This is a genomic window from Pantoea sp. UYEF8 (genome assembly GCF_040546285.1).
GTDB classification, from domain to species: domain Bacteria; phylum Pseudomonadota; class Gammaproteobacteria; order Enterobacterales; family Enterobacteriaceae; genus Pantoea; species Pantoea brenneri.
Genome location: NZ_JBEPNM010000001.1, coordinates 310,686 through 327,387, shown reverse-complemented (window position 1 = coordinate 327,387; position 16,702 = coordinate 310,686). Strand labels below are relative to the sequence as shown.

The 16,702-nt window shown below is 52.4% G+C and carries 12 protein-coding genes; 8 read left to right on the top strand and 4 right to left on the bottom strand.

Annotated features, from left to right (window positions below):
* Nucleotides 1–123 precede the first annotated feature (123 nt).
* The 4 genes from lolA to ABIB18_RS01615 all read left to right on the top strand — a co-directional run bounded on the left by lolA (nucleotide 124) and on the right by ABIB18_RS01615 (nucleotide 4,942).
* Nucleotides 124–735, top strand: coding sequence for an outer membrane lipoprotein periplasmic chaperone LolA (gene lolA, locus ABIB18_RS01630; protein WP_031376650.1), 612 nt, complete (start codon nucleotides 124–126; stop codon nucleotides 733–735).
* A gap of 7 nt (nucleotides 736–742) precedes the next feature.
* On the top strand, nucleotides 743–2,086 hold the full coding sequence (locus ABIB18_RS01625) for a replication-associated recombination protein A (RefSeq protein ID WP_089561097.1): 1,344 nt from the start codon (nucleotides 743–745) through the stop codon (nucleotides 2,084–2,086).
* Nucleotides 2,087–2,179: 93 nt separating this feature from the next.
* On the top strand, nucleotides 2,180–3,472 hold the full coding sequence (gene serS / locus ABIB18_RS01620) for a serine--tRNA ligase (protein ID WP_031376648.1): 1,293 nt from the start codon (nucleotides 2,180–2,182) through the stop codon (nucleotides 3,470–3,472).
* A gap of 318 nt (nucleotides 3,473–3,790) precedes the next feature.
* The gene (locus ABIB18_RS01615; protein ID WP_031376647.1) at nucleotides 3,791–4,942 is read left to right on the top strand and encodes an MFS transporter; all 1,152 of its coding nucleotides are present in this window, start codon (nucleotides 3,791–3,793) and stop codon (nucleotides 4,940–4,942) included.
* 55 nt (nucleotides 4,943–4,997) lie between these two features.
* Here the strand turns inward: ABIB18_RS01615 and pflA are convergent, their stop codons facing one another.
* From pflA to ycaO, 4 genes are all read right to left on the bottom strand, one after another.
* Entirely contained in the window at nucleotides 4,998–5,738 is a 741-nt protein-coding gene (gene pflA, locus ABIB18_RS01610; RefSeq protein WP_031376646.1) for a pyruvate formate lyase 1-activating protein, read from the bottom strand.
* Between the two features lie 166 nt (nucleotides 5,739–5,904).
* Nucleotides 5,905–8,187, bottom strand: coding sequence for a formate C-acetyltransferase (pflB, locus tag ABIB18_RS01605; RefSeq protein ID WP_031376645.1), 2,283 nt, complete (start codon nucleotides 8,185–8,187; stop codon nucleotides 5,905–5,907).
* 71 nt (nucleotides 8,188–8,258) lie between these two features.
* Entirely contained in the window at nucleotides 8,259–9,119 is an 861-nt protein-coding gene (gene focA, locus ABIB18_RS01600) for a formate transporter FocA (RefSeq protein WP_031376644.1), read from the bottom strand.
* A 369-nt stretch (nucleotides 9,120–9,488) separates the two neighbouring features.
* Entirely contained in the window at nucleotides 9,489–11,252 is a 1,764-nt protein-coding gene (gene ycaO / locus ABIB18_RS01595) for a 30S ribosomal protein S12 methylthiotransferase accessory factor YcaO (RefSeq protein ID WP_354473556.1), read from the bottom strand.
* Nucleotides 11,253–11,565: 313 nt separating this feature from the next.
* Here ycaO and serC point away from each other — a divergent pair, with 313 nt between their 5' ends.
* The 4 genes from serC (at nucleotide 11,566) to rpsA (ending at nucleotide 16,686) form a co-directional block, all read left to right on the top strand.
* The gene (gene serC / locus ABIB18_RS01590; protein WP_031376642.1) at nucleotides 11,566–12,651 is read left to right on the top strand and encodes a 3-phosphoserine/phosphohydroxythreonine transaminase; all 1,086 of its coding nucleotides are present in this window, start codon (nucleotides 11,566–11,568) and stop codon (nucleotides 12,649–12,651) included.
* Nucleotides 12,652–12,733: 82 nt separating this feature from the next.
* Nucleotides 12,734–14,020 carry a 3-phosphoshikimate 1-carboxyvinyltransferase gene (aroA, locus tag ABIB18_RS01585; RefSeq protein WP_354473555.1) on the top strand — a complete coding sequence of 429 codons (1,287 nt, stop codon included), beginning with the start codon at nucleotides 12,734–12,736 and terminating at the stop codon, nucleotides 14,018–14,020.
* 196 nt (nucleotides 14,021–14,216) lie between these two features.
* Nucleotides 14,217–14,903: a (d)CMP kinase gene (cmk, locus tag ABIB18_RS01580; protein WP_031376640.1), complete on the top strand. Its 687-nt coding sequence runs from the start codon at nucleotides 14,217–14,219 to the stop codon at nucleotides 14,901–14,903.
* A 109-nt stretch (nucleotides 14,904–15,012) separates the two neighbouring features.
* Complete coding sequence (gene rpsA, locus ABIB18_RS01575; protein WP_354473554.1) at nucleotides 15,013–16,686, top strand: 30S ribosomal protein S1; 1,674 nt, start codon at nucleotides 15,013–15,015, stop codon at nucleotides 16,684–16,686.
* Nucleotides 16,687–16,702 lie beyond the last annotated feature (16 nt).

Here is a 16,702-nt window from a genome sequence, read left to right as displayed (position 1 = left end):
TTTTACGCGGTTTAACCCCATATCTGAGAGAGCTTTCGGTTTATTCTCCTGTTTTGATGGCGGAATGGCGACCAGGCTTAATGCAGCTATTCATGGGAACGTTTAAATAAGGAATTGAAGCAGATGAAATTACGCGTAATTGCTCTTGGCCTGCTGGCCACCTTTTCTTCAGCCAGCGTACTGGCTGATGCTTCCAGTGATCTGCAACAGCGCCTGAATAAGGTCAGCAGCTTCCACGCCAGCTTTACCCAAAAAGTGACCGACAGTAGCGGTGCCAACGTGCAGGATGGTGAAGGCGAGCTGTGGGTAAAACGTCCCAGCCTGTTTAACTGGCACATGACCGCTCCGGATGAAAGCATCATCATTTCCGATGGCAAATCGCTGTGGTTCTACAATCCTTTTGTTGAACAGGCGACCGTCAGCCTGTTGCAGAATGCGACCAGCAACACCCCGTTTATGTTGATTGCCCGCAATCAGTCTAATGACTGGAAGCAGTACAACATTAAACAGCAAGGGGACAACTTCGAACTGACGCCAAAAAACAGTGACGGCAACCTGAAACAGTTCACCATTCAGGTGACGCCAGGCGGAACCATTAACCGCTTCAGCGCCATTGAACAGGATGGTCAGCGCAGCGATTATCAGCTGAAAAGCCAGCAGAATGGCGCGATCAGCCCGGATAAATTTACGTTCACTCCGCCAAAAGGCGTAACGGTGGACGATCAACGTCAGTGAGGTCACAGTGAGTAACCTGTCCCTGGATTTTTCCACTGAAAATTTCAAACCTCTGGCCGCGCGTATGCGGCCAGAAACGTTGAAACAGTACATTGGTCAGCAGCATCTGCTGGGTGTCGGAAAGCCATTGCCGCGCGCCATTGAAGCAGGCCATCTGCACTCAATGATTCTGTGGGGGCCACCCGGGACCGGTAAGACCACGCTGGCTGAAATTATCGCGCACTATGGCAACGCCGATGTGGAGCGTATTTCTGCGGTAACCTCCGGCGTTAAAGAGATTCGTGAAGCCATTGAGCGCGCCCGTCAGAGCAAACAGGTCGGGCGACGTACCATTCTGTTCGTCGATGAAGTTCATCGCTTCAACAAAAGCCAGCAGGATGCGTTTTTACCGCACATCGAAGATGGCACCATCACCTTTATCGGTGCCACGACTGAGAACCCCTCGTTTGAGCTGAACTCGGCGTTGCTGTCGCGAGCCAGAGTCTATCTGCTGAAATCGCTGACCCACGACGATATCGAACAGGTGCTGGATCAGGCGATGCAGGATAAAGTGCGTGGCTACGGCGACAGCGACATTGTGCTGCCAGAGAATACCCGCCGGATGATCGCTGAACTGGTCAATGGCGATGCCCGACGGGCGCTGAATACGCTGGAGATGATGGCCGACATGGCCGAAACCAACGCGTCGGGCCAGCGTGAACTGACACCGCAACTGCTGAATGAAGTCTCGGGCGAACGATCGGCACGTTTCGATAACAAAGGCGACCGCTTTTACGATCTGATCTCGGCGCTGCATAAATCGGTACGCGGCTCTGCGCCGGATGCTGCGCTTTACTGGTACGCACGCATTATCACCGCGGGCGGCGATCCGTTGTACGTGGCACGGCGTCTGCTGGCGATTGCTTCTGAAGATGTCGGCAATGCCGATCCGCGCGGCATGCAGGTGGCGATTGCGGCCTGGGACTGTTTTACCCGCGTTGGCCCGGCGGAAGGGGAGCGTGCCATTGCCCAGGCAATCGTCTATCTGGCCTGCGCACCGAAAAGCAACGCAGTCTATACCGCCTTTAAAGCGGCAATGCGCGATGCACGTGACCACCCTGATTATGACGTGCCGGAACATCTGCGTAATGCCCCGACCAAGCTGATGAAAGAGATGGGCTTAGGCAAAGAGTACCGTTATGCCCATGACGAGGCGAACGCCTACGCGGCTGGCGAAGTCTACTTTCCGCCTGAAATGGCGCAGGCGCGTTATTATGTCCCTACTCAGCGCGGGCTCGAAGGTAAGATTGGCGAAAAGCTAAGCTGGCTGGCTGAGCAGGATCAAAATAGCCCGACAAAACGCTACCGCTGAAACAGACGTTACGGTAATGTGGTCAAGGTTTTCAACGCATTCCGCTGGAATGCGTCCCTTCTTTCAATCAACTTTTAAATACACAGGATAAGCATGCTCGATCCCAATCTGCTGCGTAACGAGCCAGACGCAGTCGCAGAAAAACTGGCACGCCGGGGATTTAAACTGGATGTGGAAACGCTGCGTACGCTTGAAGAGCGTCGTAAAGTCTTGCAGGTCGAAACAGAAAACCTGCAGGCGGAGCGCAATGCCCGATCCAAATCCATCGGCCAGGCCAAAGCCCGTGGGGAAGACATCGAGCCACTGCGTCAGGAAGTGAATGCGCTGGGCGAACGCCTGGATGCCGCTAAAGCAGAACTGGATGAACTGCAGAATCAAATTCGTGACTTCGCGCTGGCGCTGCCAAATATTCCGGCAGATGAAGTGCCACTGGGTAAAGATGACAGCGAAAACCAGGAAGTCAGCCGCTGGGGCGAACCGCGCCAGTTCGACTTCGAGGTAAAAGATCACGTTGAGCTGGGTGAAGCGGCGAAAGGGCTTGATTTTGCGGCCGCCGTGAAGCTGACCGGTTCACGCTTTGTGGTGATGCAGGGCCAGATCGCGCGTCTGCATCGCGCCCTGAGTCAGTTCATGATCGACCTGCACACTGAGCAGCACGGTTATCTCGAAACCTACGTGCCTTACCTGGTCAACCATGAAACGCTGTACGGTACCGGTCAGTTGCCGAAGTTCGGTGAAGATCTGTTCCATACCCGTCCGCTGGAAGAGGAATCAGACAGCAGCCACTATGCGCTGATCCCAACGGCGGAAGTCCCGTTGACCAACCTGGCGCGTGACGAGATTCTTGAAGAGGAGAGCCTGCCGGTTAAGCTGACTGCGCATACTCCGTGCTTCCGTTCTGAAGCCGGTTCTTATGGCCGTGACACTCGCGGCCTGATCCGTATGCATCAGTTCGATAAAGTCGAGATGGTGCAGATCGTAACGCCGGAACAGTCAATGGATGCGCTGGAAGAGCTGGTCGGCCACGCCGAGAAAGTTCTGCAGCTGCTGGACCTGCCTTATCGTAAGGTTTTACTCTGTACCGGCGATATGGGCTTTGGCTCGACTAAAACCTACGATCTGGAAGTCTGGTTACCGGCTCAAAATACCTATCGTGAGATCTCCTCATGCTCCAACATGGGCGATTTCCAGGCGCGCCGTATGCAAGCGCGCTGCCGCAGCAAGCAGGATAAGAAACCGCGTCTGGTTCATACCCTGAATGGCTCAGGTCTGGCAGTGGGTCGTACGCTGGTGGCGGTGCTGGAAAACTATCAGCAGCAGGATGGCCGCATCGTGGTGCCTGAGGTTTTACGTCCTTACATGAACGGCGTTGAGATTATCGGCTAAGCCCGCACTGAATAGCATACCCGGCTTCGGCCGGGTTTTTTTATGTCTGTTATCTCTGCGCAGGGTTAGTTCGTCTTAGGAACTTATCACAAATAAACGTTATCGATATCAGAGCAGCTGAACGGCTTAAAAATGCTGTTTTTCATAGAGATAGCATTTGTGGTTCTGCCGCTTAGTCTGTTTGTAACCCACTGATGATTAGTAAATTAAATTGTGATACAGCAAAATGTGCTGCAACAAATTTGTCCCCATTGACTTTAAAAAAGCCAATGGCAAACTGCGCGCAATTTCCTTCATTCGCTTTGGTTCCTGCCCCCTATGTCAACCTGGTCACGTCCCGTGATATTGCTGCTTTGCGGCCTGCTGTTAATGACCGTCTCAATCGCCGTACTTAATACGCTGGTTCCGCTGTGGCTGACCCATGACTTACTGACCACATGGCAAGTGGGTATCGTCAGTTCATCCTATTACACCGGCAATCTTGCTGGCACAGTGCTGGCTGGCTGGTTAATCAGACAGTACGGATTCAACCGCAGCTACTATCTCGCCACCGGCCTGTTTGCCGTGGCGACGATCTGCCTGGCGATGATGGAAGGCTTCTGGGCGTGGAGTTCGCTGCGATTTATCGCTGGCGTCGGCTGTGCGCTGATGTGGGTGGTAGTGGAGAGCGCGTTGCTGTGCAGCGGCACGGTGCGCAATCGCGGCCAGCTACTGGCTGCCTATATGATTGTCTACTATCTCGGCACCGTGGCCGGACAACTGCTGGTCAGTAAGCTGTCGACAGAATTGTTAAGTGTGATCCCGTGGGTAACCAGCCTGGTGTTTTGTGCGGTATTGCCGCTGGTCTTCACCCGTGTTTCCGCCAGCAGTGAACCGGCTGAAGCGGCCCCAGGACGCATCTGGCCAATGCTGCGTCGTCGCAGTTCGCGCTTGGGCATCAACGGCTGCATCATCTCAGGCATCGTTCTGGGTTCGCTTTACGGCCTGATGCCGCTCTACCTGTCGCATCAGGGTATGAGCGATGCCAACGTCGGTTACTGGATGGCATTGCTGGTGAGCGCAGGTATCGTCGGTCAGTGGCCGATTGGCCGGCTGGCTGACCGCTTTGGCCGCATGCTGGTATTACGGGTCCAGGTGTTTGTAGTGATTCTGGGCGCGATGGCCATGTTGACTAACGCCGCGATGGCGCCGGCACTGTTCGTGCTGGGGCTGGCGGGTTTTACACTCTATCCGGTGGCGATGTCATGGGCCTGTGAAACGGTAGCGCACCATGAACTGGTGGCGATGAATCAGGCGCTGTTGATGAGCTACACCGTTGGCAGTCTGGTGGGGCCGGGAATGACCTCAATGCTGATGCAAAATTACTCTGACCGGCTGCTGTTTGTGATGATTGCAGCAGTGGCACTGATCTATCTGGTGATGCTGCTGCGTAAAGCGAATCATCATGCCACGCCGGTGGCGCATGCCTGAGGGCAGGGTATGAAAAAGGGAGCCACGGGCTCCCTTTTTATTGTTATCTGGCTAATCAGTACATCACTTCGTGGCCATAGCTGGCGAGAATATTTTTAACTCGCTCCATCGTCTCTTTGGTTGGCGGTTTGACTCCATCCAGCTTGTATTCTTCACCCATCGCAATCCATTTATGCTTGCCCAGTTCGTGGTAGGGCAACAGCTCAATCTTTTCAACGTTTTCCATATCGCGGGTGAATTCACCCAGCCGGTGCACGCTATCGTCGTCGTCAGAATAGCCAGGCACGACCACAAATCGAATCCAGGTCCGTTTACCTTTTTTCTGTAGATAGCGGGCAAATTCCAGCGTGCGGTGATTCGATACGCCAACCAGAATCTGGTGAATTTCATCATTCATCTGTTTGAGATCGAGCATTACTAAATCGGTCACCTCAAGCAACTCATCGATAACCGGATCGTAGCGGCGGACAAAGCCGTTGGTATCAAGACAGGTGTGAATGCCTTCAGCTTTACAGGCGCGGAACCAGTCGCGCACGAATTCAGCCTGAAGAATTGCCTCACCGCCCGACGCCGTGACGCCGCCGCCTGAGGCGTTCATAAAATGACGATAAGAGAGTACATCCGCCATCAACGCCTCGACGCTGATCTCTTTCCCGCCGTGGGTGTCCCAGGTGTCACGGTTGTGACAGTAGAGACAGCGCATCAGGCAGCCCTGGAAGAAGGTAATGAAACGGATACCGGGACCATCGACGGTTCCGCAGGATTCGAATGAATGGATACGACCGTTGACTGACATTGCGATGTTTTCTCCAGTGAGTCTGCCGGGACAGACGGCGCAATCTCTGTTGCGCTCAGGGCAGGAAATCGATTCTGATCGTGACCGTAAATGAGATCACCATCAGAACAGACTTTTGAATAAAAGGCTCCCTGCGGAGCCTTTTATATTCAGTACAGCGCGGTGTTTACAGTGACTGCGTAAACGTACGGGTAATCACGTCCTGCTGCTGTTCTTTAGTCAGGGAGTTGAAGCGTACAGCGTAACCGGAAACACGGATGGTCAGCTGTGGATACTTCTCTGGATGCTCCATGGCGTCCAGCAGCATTTCACGGTTCATCACGTTGACGTTAAGATGCTGACCGCCTTCGATGCTGGCTTCATGATGGAAGTAACCATCCATCAGACCGGCAAGGTTGGCTTTACGCACGTTATCATCTTTACCCAGCGCGTTTGGTACAATCGAGAAGGTATAAGAAATACCATCTTTGGCGTAGGCAAACGGCAGTTTAGCGACGGAGGTTAGTGACGCTACCGCACCTTTCTGATCGCGGCCGTGCATTGGGTTCGCACCTGGACCGAATGGCGCGCCAGCACGACGTCCATCTGGGGTGTTACCGGTTTTCTTACCGTAAACCACGTTAGAAGTAATGGTCAGGACAGACTGTGTCGGTACGGCATGGCGGTAAGTGTTGAGCTGCTGAATTTTCTTCATAAAGCGCTCAACCAGATCGCAGGCCAGGTCATCGACGCGCGGGTCGTTGTTACCAAACTGCGGATATTCGCCTTCAATATCAAAGTCGATTGCCAGGCCATCTTCATCACGTACTGGTTTCACTTTGGCATATTTAATGGCTGACAGTGAATCCGCTGCCACTGACAGACCGGCAATACCACAGGCCATAGTGCGATAAACATCACGGTCATGCAGCGCCATCAGTGCGGCTTCGTAGCTGTACTTATCATGCATGTAATGGATGATGTTCAGCGACGTCACATACTGTTTAGCCAGCCAGTCCATGAAGTGGTCCATACGCGCCATAACGGTGTCGAAATCCAGCACGTCATCGGTAATTTTGTCTTCTTTCGGTCCAACCTGCATTTTCATTTTTTCATCAACGCCGCCGTTGATTGCGTACAGCAAGGTTTTCGCCAGGTTGGCACGCGCACCGAAGAACTGCATTTGTTTGCCGACGATCATCGGGCTGACGCAGCAGGCGATGGCGTAGTCATCATTATCGAAGTCAGGACGCATCAGGTCATCATTTTCATACTGCAATGATGAGGTATCGATGGAGACTTTAGCTGCATATTTTTTGAAATTAATAGGCAGTTTTTCAGACCACAGAATGGTCATGTTCGGCTCTGGTGAAGGACCCATGGTGTAAAGGGTATTCAGGAAGCGGAAGGTGCTTTTCGATACCAGTGTACGGCCATCAACGCCCATACCGGCCAGTGATTCGGTTGCCCAGATTGGATCACCAGAGAACAGTTCGTCATATTCCGGCGTGCGCAGGAAACGGACCATACGCAGTTTCATTACCAGATGGTCAATCAGCTCCTGTGCCTGTTCTTCGGTTAGTTTACCGGCTTTCAGGTCACGTTCGATGTAGATATCCAGGAAGGTAGAGACACGACCAAACGACATCGCGGCGCCGTTCTGCGATTTAACTGCGGCCAGATAGCCGTAGTAAGTCCACTGTACCGCTTCCATAGCGTTGGTTGCCGGACCTGAGATGTCATGGCCATATTTGGCTGCCATCTCTTTAATCTGGCCCAAAGCACGATGCTGATCAGAAATCTCTTCACGCAGACGGATAGTGGCTTCAAGATTAACGCCATTTTCCAGGTCGCTCTGTAAAGAGGCGAACTGTGCGAATTTGTCCGCCATCAGATAGTCGATACCGTATAAAGCGACACGACGGTAGTCACCAATGATGCGGCCACGGCCGTAAGCATCAGGCAGACCGGTCAGGATACCTGATTTACGGCAGCGCAGAATATCCGGGGTATAAACGTCGAAGACACCCTGGTTATGCGTTTTACGGTATTCAGTGAAGATTTTTTTCAGCGATGGGTCGAGTTCGCGGCCATAAACTTTGCATGAGCCTTCGACCATTTTGATGCCGCCATAAGGAATGATGGCGCGTTTTAATGGGGCTTCGGTCTGCAGACCAACGATTTTTTCCAGCGGCTTAATGATGTAGCCCGCGTCATGCGAGGTAATGGTTGACGCCAGGTCAGTATCGAAATCTACCGGTGCGTGGGTGCGGTTCTCAATTTTAATGCCTTCAAGTACGCTTTCCCATAATTTGGTGGTCGCTTCGGTCGGACCCGCCAGGAAAGACTCATCACCTTCATACGGAGTGTAGTTTTTCTGGATGAAGTCGCGCACATTGACGCTATTCTGCCATTCACCTTCAGCAAATCCTTCCCAGGCTGAAGCCAGTTTTGCATTAAGTTCGGTCATAATATACCTGCCTTATATGAGGAGACTTTACGGTCGGGCGCAGTGAACATATTGCGCCGTCAAAAATGCGTTTAATGTGACTGGTCACCGTTACGGAGATAGATGATCCAGTAGGTCAACCCGACCAGTACACCGCCGCCGATAATATTGCCGAGGGTGACGGGAATCAGGTTGTCAAAAATAAAGTTGCTGACTGTGAGCGACTGGAACTGTGCAGCGGTAGCGCCGGTAGCCTGCCAGAACTCAGGGCTTGCGAAGTCGCGAATCACAATGGCAAAAGGGATGAGAAACATATTGGCAATGCTGTGCTCAAAGCCACTGGCGACAAACATCCCTACAGGAAAGATCATCACTACCAGCTTATCGGTGAGAGTCCGGCCTGAATAACTCATCCAGACGGCCAGGCAGACCAGCAAATTCGCCAGGATACCCAGACACATCGCTTCAATAAACGTGTGATGCATTTTGTGGTCAGCGGTTTGCAGGACGTTTAGTCCCCAGGCACCATTCGCCACCATGTACTCGCCGGCAAACCACATCAGTCCGACGAAGAAGAGCGCGCCTGCCAGGTTACCGAGATAGACGTTTATCCAGTTGCGGGCCAGTTGAGGCCAGCTGATGCGTCCGCTGGCTTTGGCCACCACAATCAAAACGGTAGAGGTAAAGAGGTCGGCACCACACACCACTACCAGCATTAAACCCAGAGAGAAACAGATGCCACCGATCAGTTTGGCGATGCCATATGGCATTGCAGCGGTACCGGTGGTTGCTGTGATATAAAAAACAAAGGCAATGGAGATAAATACGCCGGCGTTTATCGCCAGAAAGAAGGTGGTAAAAGGATGTTTAGTTGCTTTGTATATACCTGCATCTTCAGCAACTTTGGCCATCTCGGCCGGTAGTAACAGATTAAAAGGGTTGTCAGCTTTCACACTAACTTACTCCATAAGTTGTCTGAAAAAATACTAACAAAGGAGTATAGGTCAGTAATTGATTTGGATCATGTTTGCCGGAGCGACAGACGATATGAGCCAGCTTAAAGGGAATTATTTTAAATAAGCGTTTGAATAATAAAAAATAAATAAATTTTAAAAATACAAATTTATTTTAATGTGAAAGGGCTGCGCTGCTTCAACGCGCGGCGCATGTTATTCATTGTGGATTGATATGTTAAATATTATGAAGTGTTCTGGCAGAAAATAATTTTAATGCAGCTAATGTTTCATGAAAAAATAACGCCCTGCTGTCAGGCCAGCCTGATAACAGGGCGTTGGCGTCATTTACCGTTCATTCGCGGGTAATTACGCACTTTGCCAGTAACGACGTTTGGCCGCTTGCAGTTTTTCATAGGCCGCAAGCAGTGACTGATGAGCCGGGAATGCTTTCAGTTCCTCATCAACAGTCTGAAGCCCGTAGAACGGACTCTCACCACTGATGGCTGCTGAAGCGGCTTCCATCGCCTCTGGGCCATACATACGTACAAATGCATGATGATATTGCAGGGGATCACGCTCATCTTCCATTGCCAGTAACAGCAAGGTTTGCAGGCAACGATAGTAGTTAGCACGTTCAGGGGTAAAGATTGAGCTGTTGAACTCCATTGTCCATTCGGTCCAGATCAGCGCCTGCTCAAGATCGCCGCCCGCCATCGCCAGCATCGCTTTTAATTCGCCAATGCGCAGCGTGTACCAGCCGTTGTCTTTACCGGTTGCCAGGCCCAGCAGTTCGCGCACGCGGGTGAAGTCATCAAAGCCTTCATCATCAAGCTGACCAATCAGATCCAGATACTCTTCAGGATTCCAGTTGCTGTCAGGCAGGGCCAGTAAGGTTTCACGCATACCTGCGCCCATGCTGTTATTCGCCAGCAGCAGATCTTCCGCCGGATAGATGTCCGACATGCCAGGCACGATAATGCGGCAGGCGTACACGCCCAGATGCTCGTAATCAGCAATATAAACTTCCTGATCTTCAGCGGCGAAGATCGCCATCAGCGTGGCAAATTCCTGCTCAGTGGTGCCGGCAAACGACCAGTCGACAAACGGATAGTCCGCGGTCTCTTTGAACAGATCCCAGGAGATCAGACCGCTCGAGTCAATAAAGTGCGTTTCGAGATTGGCGTGTTCCGCCACTTCCTCATCATCAAAGGTCGGCGGCGTGAACACGTCCAGATCTTTGAGGCTGCGGCCCTGTAATAATTCGGTAACAGTACGCTCAAGCGCCACACCAAAATCAGGATGAGCACCGAACGAGGCGAAACAGGTGCCATTTGCCGGATTGAACAGCACGACGCAGATGACCGGATATTTGCCGCCCAGCGAGGCATCATAAGCAAAGATTGGGAACCCTTCTGCTTCCAGCCGCGCAATCGCTTCAACCACATCGGGATAACGCTGCATGACGGCATCCGGGATCGCCGGCAGGCTAATCGCTTCGGCAATGATGCGGTTTTTAATGTAGCGCTCAAATACTTCTGACAGCCCCTGAACCCGCGCTTCATTGGCAGTGTTACCGGCTGACATACCATTAGAAACGTAGAGGTTGCCGATAATGTTCATCGGAATATAGACGGTTTGCTGATCTGACTGACGGGTGAAAGGCAGCGCGCAGATGCCGCGTTCGACATTGCCGGACTGCAGATCAATCAACTCTGCTGCCGTCAGCGCATTATCCGGGTCATAAAAAGCCCGCAGGCGCGGATCAAGAATGCCCTCTGGCAGTGATTCATCAGCTGGCAGTGCAAACCATTTTTCATTGGGATAGTGAACGAAGTCGCCGTTAGCGATACTTTTCCCTAACCAGAAATCGGCGAAGAAATAGTTGGTTGAGAGGCGTTCAAAATATTCACCCAGCGCGGAGGCCAGTGCCGCTTTTTTGCTGGCGCCTTTGCCGTTAGTGAAGCAGAGCGGGCAATCGCGGTCACGAATATGCACAGACCAGACATGGGGAACAGGATTCAGCCACGATGCTTCTTCAATATTAAAGCCAAGGTCCTGAAGTTTATTCTGGAAACGGGTAATGGAGTCTTCCAGCGCGGCATCTTTGCCCGGGATAAATGTTTGCGTCATAGTGCCGCTCTCTCAGTTGTCATAGGGTGCGTAAAGCGCGCAATGATACGGATTTTGCTGACGATCCGCTATCAAGGCGGGATAATTTTACCGGCTTAGTTTTCACCTTCTCGCCAGTGAGGCCAAACGGTAAACCGCCAGGCTGGACGAAGCCTCACAAAATTTCGTGCTGGTTTGCATTGGTAACATAACCTCCGGCGCGACAGATTCAGAAAATGTGACCGCTACCCGATTTATGATTGCAGCCGCCAGGATGCAGTGATAAAACCGGTAAGTTATTCATAACCGTTCGATATGACAGTGGTGAGGGGAAATGACGCAAGTTTATAATTTTAGCTCCGGCCCAGCGATGCTGCCGGTTGAAGTGCTCCGTCGTGCAGAACAAGAGCTGACAAACTGGCGTGGCCTGGGAACCTCCGTAATGGAGATCAGTCACCGCAGCAAAGAGTTTATTCAGGTTGCTGAAGAGGCGGAGCAGGACTTCCGTGATCTGCTAAAAATACCGGCTAATTACAAAGTATTATTCTGTCACGGTGGGGCACGTGCGCAGTTTGCTGCCGTGCCTGGCAACCTGCTCGGCACCGCTTCCAGTGCAGACTATGCCGACGGCGGATACTGGGCGCACAGCGCCATCAAAGAAGCGCAAAAATATTGCTCCCCGCGCACCCTGGATGTCAAAACCACACGCGACGGTAAACGCGCGATTCTGCCGATGCGGGAATGGGACGTCAGTGATGCATCCGCCTACCTGCATTTCTGCCCGAATGAAACTATCGACGGTATTGCGATCGACGAGCAGCCTGACTTTGGCAGCAAAACGGTGGTCGCAGATTTCTCCTCTACCATTCTGTCCCGCCCGATTGATGTCAGCCGCTATGGCGTGATCTATGCCGGTGCGCAGAAAAACGTCGGGCCTGCAGGCTTAACGCTGGTGATTGTGCGCGAAGATCTGTTAGGTCAGGCGCAGGCGTCAGTGCCGTCAATCCTCGATTATAAAGTGTTGGCCGACAACGATTCGATGTTTAACACCCCGCCAACGTTCGCCTGGTACCTTTCGGGGCTGGTATTCAAATGGCTGAAAGAGAAGGGCGGTGTGGCAGAAATCGACCGGATCAATCAGGCCAAAGCTGACCTGCTGTACGGCGTGATTGATCACAGCGGCTTCTACCGCAACGATGTGGCGACTGACAACCGTTCACGCATGAATATCCCTTTCCAGCTGGCCGACGCGTCGCTGGATGCATTGTTCCTTGAAGAGTCTTTCAAGGCGGGACTGCATGCGCTGAAAGGACATCGGGTAGTCGGGGGCATGCGTGCTTCTATCTATAATGCCATGCCGCTGGAAGGCGTTAAGGCGCTGACCGACTTTATGGTTGATTTTGAACGCCGTCACGGCTGATTAATGACATATCAGCATTGATGCTGATGCCAGACCTCGTCAGATGGCGAGGTCTTCGTATTTTTTGAGGATTTCGTTTCACATGCAGGACTCCCTGACTCTCCAACCCATCGCCCGCGTTCATGGCACGGTAAATCTGCCCGGTTCTAAGAGCGTGTCAAACCGTGCATTACTGCTGGCTGCCCTCGCTAAAGGTACTACCCGTCTGACTAACTTACTCGACAGCGATGATGTTAAGCACATGCTCAATGCGCTTAGCGCACTGGGTGTAAGCTATACGCTCTCCAGCGATCGCCGGGTATGTGAAGTTACGGGGAATGCCGGCCCTCTGCAATCATCACAGCCTTTGTCGCTTTTCCTGGGCAATGCCGGCACCGCGATGCGTCCACTGGCCGCAGCGCTCTGCCTGGGACAGCAGGATATCGAACTGACCGGCGAGCCGCGGATGAAAGAACGTCCAATCGGCCATCTGGTTGATGCATTACGTCAGGGCGGCGCCAGCATCGAGTATCTGGAGAATCAGGATTATCCGCCGCTGCGCTTACGCGGCGGATTTACCGGCGGAGACGTCAGCGTGGATGGCAGCGTCTCCAGCCAGTTCCTGACGGCATTATTGATGACTGCGCCGCTGGCTGAGCAGGATACCCGCATCACCATCAAAGGTGAGTTGGTTTCCAAACCCTACATCGACATTACGCTACACCTGATGCGTTGCTTTGGTGTTGAGGTTGAAAACCAGAACTATCAGCATTTCCTGATTAAAGGACAGCAGCAGTATCAGTCGCCAGGCGATTATCTGGTTGAAGGCGATGCCTCTTCTGCATCCTATTTCCTCGCTGCGGCTGCGATTAAAGGTGGCACAGTGCGGGTCACCGGTATTGGCCGCCAGAGCGTGCAGGGCGATATCCGTTTTGCGGACGTACTGGAAAAAATGGGCGCGAAGATTGAGTGGGGCGATGACTATATTGCCTGCACTGCCGGCACGTTACGCGCCATTGATATGGACATGAATCATATCCCGGATGCGGCGATGACCATTGCCACCACGGCACTGTTTGCCGAAGGCACGACCCAGCTGCGTAACATTTATAACTGGCGGGTGAAAGAGACCGATCGGCTGAGTGCTATGGCTACCGAGTTGCGTAAAGTGGGTGCGGAAGTGGAAGAGGGCCACGATTATATTCGTGTTACGCCGCCGGCTACCCTTATTCATGCGGATATTGGCACCTATAACGATCACCGCATGGCGATGTGTTTTTCATTAGTCGCGCTCTCCGATACACCGGTCACCATTCTCGATCCGGGCTGTACGGCAAAAACCTTCCCTGACTATTTCGACCAGCTGGCTAAGATCAGCCAGCCAGCCTGATAGCCTCTCTCCGGTGCGAAATCGCACCGGAAATCCTCATATTATCTGGCCGTATCGCGGTAGAAATCCTCTGATTTACCTGGAATTATTAACACCGTCAGTGCGAAAGGGTAACCAAGGTGGGTTGGGCAGCGTATAATGCTAGTCATTACCGATGGCCGACAGGCCGAAGAGCGCGCAGCAACAGGAGGGAATAATGACAGTAACTGCCCCGGTCATAACTATCGATGGGCCAAGTGGTGCGGGAAAAGGGACCCTGTGCAAAGCGATGGCGGAAGCGTTGCAGTGGCATCTGCTGGATTCCGGTGCGATTTACCGCGTACTGGCATTGGCGGCGTTGCATCATCAGGTCGATATCGAATCTGAAGAAGCGCTGGTGCCGATTGCGGCACATCTGGATGTGCGCTTTGTGTCACAAAATGGCGAAATGCAGGTCATCCTCGAAGGTGAAGATGTTACCGGTGAAATTCGGACTCAGGAGGTCAGCAACACCGCCTCCCGCGTGGCGGCTTTCCCGCGTGTCCGTGAAGCATTACTGCGCCGTCAGCGCGGTTTTCGCGAAGCGCCAGGCTTAATTGCCGACGGTCGCGATATGGGCACGGTGGTTTTCCCGGATGCGCCGGTCAAAATTTTTCTTGATGCCAGCGCGGAAGAGCGCGCCCAGCGCCGTATGCTACAGTTGCAGGATAATGGCTTTAATGTTAACTTTGATCGCCTTTTAGCCGAGATAAAAGAACGTGATGACCGCGATCGCAATCGCGCAATTGCGCCTTTAGTACCCGCTGACGATGCCCTGATGCTGGATTCTACAAAAATGTCCATCGATCAAGTCATTGAAAAAGCGCTACACTATGCCCGTGAAAAGCTGGGCATTACGGCTTAACTGAATTTTATCACCCTGTACCACGGACCCGGTGCTGGGCATGTGAAACAACCCCATCCGACATGAAGTCAGATGGACGTTAAATTGAAGAATCCTGAAGATTATCAATATGACTGAATCTTTTGCTCAACTATTTGAAGAATCCTTAAAAACAATCGAAACCCGCCCGGGTTCTATCGTTCGTGGCATCGTCGTTTCTATCGACAAAGATGTCGTTCTGGTTGATGCGGGCCTGAAATCTGAATCTGCAATTCCTGCAGAGCAGTTCAAGAACGCAGCCGGCGAACTGGAAATCCAGGTTGGCGACGAAGTTGATGTTGCTCTGGATGCAGTGGAAGACGGCTTCGGTGAAACCCTGCTGTCCCGTGAGAAAGCTAAGCGCCATGAAGCCTGGATCACGCTGGAGAAAGCTTACGAAGACGCTGAAACTGTTACCGGTGTTATCAACGGCAAAGTTAAAGGTGGCTTCACAGTTGAGCTGAACGGTATCCGTGCGTTCCTGCCAGGTTCACTGGTCGATGTTCGTCCGGTGCGCGATACGCTGCACCTGGAAGGCAAAGAGCTTGAATTCAAAGTGATCAAGCTGGATCAGAAACGCAACAACGTCGTGGTTTCACGTCGTGCGGTTATCGAATCCGAAAACAGCGCAGAGCGCGATCAGCTGCTGGAAAACCTGCAGGAAGGCATGGAAGTCAAAGGTATCGTTAAGAACCTCACTGACTACGGTGCATTCGTGGATCTGGGTGGCGTTGACGGCCTGCTGCACATCACTGACATGGCCTGGAAACGCGTTAAGCATCCAAGCGAAATCGTCAATGTGGGCGACGAAATCACTGTTAAAGTGCTGAAGTTCGACCGCGAGCGTACCCGCGTATCCCTCGGCCTGAAACAGCTGGGCGAAGATCCATGGGTGGCTATCGCTAAGCGCTATCCGGAAGGCACTCGCCTGACCGGTCGTGTAACCAACCTGACTGATTACGGCTGCTTCGTGGAAATCGAAGAAGGCGTTGAAGGTCTGGTACACGTGTCTGAAATGGACTGGACCAACAAAAACATCCATCCGTCTAAAGTTGTTAACGTAGGCGACATGGTTGAAGTTATGGTTCTGGACATTGACGAAGAGCGTCGTCGTATCTCCCTGGGTCTGAAGCAGTGTAAATCTAACCCATGGCAGCAGTTCGCTGAGACGCACAACAAAGGCGATCGTGTTGAAGGTAAAATCAAGTCAATCACTGACTTCGGTATCTTCATCGGCCTGGACGGCGGCATCGACGGTCTGGTTCACCTGTCTGACATCTCCTGGAACGCGACTGGCGAAGAAGCCGTTCGTGAGTACAAAAAAGGCGACGAAATCGCTGCCGTTGTACTGCAGGTCGATGCAGAGCGTGAGCGTATCTCTCTGGGCGTTAAACAACTGGCAGAAGATCCGTTCAACAACTACATCACGCTGAACAAGAAAGGCGCTATCGTTAACGGCAAAGTAACTGCTGTTGATGCTAAAGGTGCTACAGTTGAATTAGCAGACGGCGTTGAGGGTTACCTGCGCGCTTCTGAAGCTTCACTGGACCGCATTGAAGATGCCACTCTGGTTCTGAGCGTTGGCGACGACGTTGAAGCTAAATTCACCGGCGTTGATCGTAAAAACCGTGTTGTTAGCCTGTCTGTCCGTGCGAAAGACCAGGCTGATGAGAAAGAAGCCATCAATACTGTTAACACCAAACAGGAAGAAGGTAACTTCTCTAACGCCATGGCTGAAGCGTTCAAAGCGGCTAAAGGCGAGTAATCGACCTGAAGCACCG

Excerpts from the sequence above, each read along its gene's own strand:
- ABIB18_RS01615 (WP_031376647.1), top strand. The coding sequence starts at position 3,791 with ATGTCAACCTGGTCACGTCCCGTGATATTGCTGCTTTGCGGCCTGCTG.
- serS (WP_031376648.1), top strand. The coding sequence starts at position 2,180 with ATGCTCGATCCCAATCTGCTGCGTAACGAGCCAGACGCAGTCGCAGAA.
- cmk (WP_031376640.1), top strand. The coding sequence starts at position 14,217 with ATGACAGTAACTGCCCCGGTCATAACTATCGATGGGCCAAGTGGTGCG.
- rpsA (WP_354473554.1), top strand. The coding sequence starts at position 15,013 with ATGACTGAATCTTTTGCTCAACTATTTGAAGAATCCTTAAAAACAATC.
- serC (WP_031376642.1), top strand. The coding sequence starts at position 11,566 with ATGACGCAAGTTTATAATTTTAGCTCCGGCCCAGCGATGCTGCCGGTT.
- aroA (WP_354473555.1), top strand. The coding sequence starts at position 12,734 with ATGCAGGACTCCCTGACTCTCCAACCCATCGCCCGCGTTCATGGCACG.
- pflB (WP_031376645.1), bottom strand. The coding sequence starts at position 8,187 with ATGACCGAACTTAATGCAAAACTGGCTTCAGCCTGGGAAGGATTTGCT.
- ycaO (WP_354473556.1), bottom strand. The coding sequence starts at position 11,252 with ATGACGCAAACATTTATCCCGGGCAAAGATGCCGCGCTGGAAGACTCC.
- pflA (WP_031376646.1), bottom strand. The coding sequence starts at position 5,738 with ATGTCAGTCAACGGTCGTATCCATTCATTCGAATCCTGCGGAACCGTC.
- lolA (WP_031376650.1), top strand. The coding sequence starts at position 124 with ATGAAATTACGCGTAATTGCTCTTGGCCTGCTGGCCACCTTTTCTTCA.